Source organism: Brevundimonas sp. CURTG3B2_SDJG (genome assembly GCF_057364705.1).
Genome location: NZ_JBNFOJ010000463.1, coordinates 1 through 1,475, shown reverse-complemented (window position 1 = coordinate 1,475; position 1,475 = coordinate 1). Strand labels below are relative to the sequence as shown.

The window sequence follows — 1,475 nt, the reverse complement described above, 5'->3', positions numbered from 1 at the left end:
CCGCCGCCGGCCTGGCGGTGATCGAGGACTTCGGCGACGACCTGTTCGCGCGGGTGATCGAACAGGGCGAGGCCGAGGAGCCGCTGTACCTGGCCGCGGTCGAGGCCCTGGCCGCCCTGCACGCGGCCGAGACGCCGTCGGTGCTGAAGGGCGCGGCCGGCGACTGGCCGCTTCTGGCCTACGACGAGGTGGCGCTTCAGGGCGGGGCCGACTTGTTCGTCGAGTGGATCCCCCGGCTCTATCCGGCCCTGGCGTTCGACGCGGCGGCGATCGAGGACTGGCGCCGGGCCTGGGCGCCGGTGATCGCGCGGGGGGCGGGGGGCGCGACCGTCATGGCGCACCGCGACTATCACGCCGAGAACCTGATCCGGCTCGCCGGTCGCCGGGGCGCGGAGATGGTCGGAATGATCGACTTCCAGGACGCCGTACGGGCCCACCCGTCCTGGGACCTGCACTCCCTGCTCCAGGATGCGCGCCGGGACGTCTCTCCCGAGGTCGAGGCGCGGGCGCTGGAGCACTATTTCGCCCTTCGGCCCCAGGTCGACCGGACCGAGTTCCTGCGCGACTACGCCGGCCTGGCCGCCCTGAACCAGGCGCGCATCCTGGGCATCTTCGCGCGGCTGATCGTCCGCGACGGCAAGCCGCGCTACCGCGCCTTCATCCCGCGCATGTGGGCCCATCTGAACGCCAACCTGGAGAAACCCGGCCTGGAGACGGTGCGGACCTGGTTCGACATCCACGTTCCGGAGGCGATACGGCGATGACCGCGGCCCCCGAGACAGCTCCTCCCAGGACCGCCCCCCGGACCGCCATGGTGCTGGCCGCGGGCCTTGGCACCCGCATGCGGCCCTGACCAACGACCGGCCCAAGGCTCTGGTCCAGGTGGCGGGCCGGGCCCTGATCGATCACGTCCTGGACCGGCTGGCCGACGCCGGGGTCGAGCGCGCCGTCGTCAACGTCCACTGGTTCGCCGATCGGCTGGAGGCGCATCTGGCCGCGCGCGGGCGCGGACCGGCGATCGCCATTTCGGACGAGCGCGCGGAACTGCTGGAGACCGGCGGCGGTCTGAAGAAGGCGCGCCCCCTGCTGGGCGCCGACCCGGTGTTCGTGGCCAATATCGACAGCGTCTGGACCGACCGCGGCGACGCCCTGGATCAACTCGCCCGGCTGTGGGACCCGTCGGTCATGGACGCGGCGCTGCTGCTGGCGCGGCGCGAGGGCTCCGTCGGCTTCGAGGGCGACGGCGACGTCTTCCTGGACGAGGCCGCGCCTGGCGAGGGCGGGCGGCTGACCTTCCGCGGCGACGCGCCCTCGGCGCCCTACGCCTACATGGGCGTCCACATCTGCCGGCCGGACTATGTCGCGGACGGCCCGACGGCCCGTTCTCGCTCGCGGGTCTCTGGCGGACCTCGGCCGCCGCGGCCGGCTTTGGACTGCCGCAACCGGGGTGGTCGTGGAACCGAGGCGGCGCGGAC

General features: G+C 73.5%; 1 protein-coding gene and 1 pseudogene. Both read left to right on the top strand.

What is annotated here, in order from left to right; genetic code table 11:
* Positions 1-764 (top strand): aminoglycoside phosphotransferase family protein (locus AC2W7C_RS17835; protein WP_486002561.1); only part of this gene is annotated, 764 nt, incomplete at its 5' end.
* A gap of 47 nt (positions 765-811) precedes the next feature.
* Positions 812-1,475, top strand: a pseudogene (locus tag AC2W7C_RS17830) (nucleotidyltransferase family protein); the annotation flags it as partial.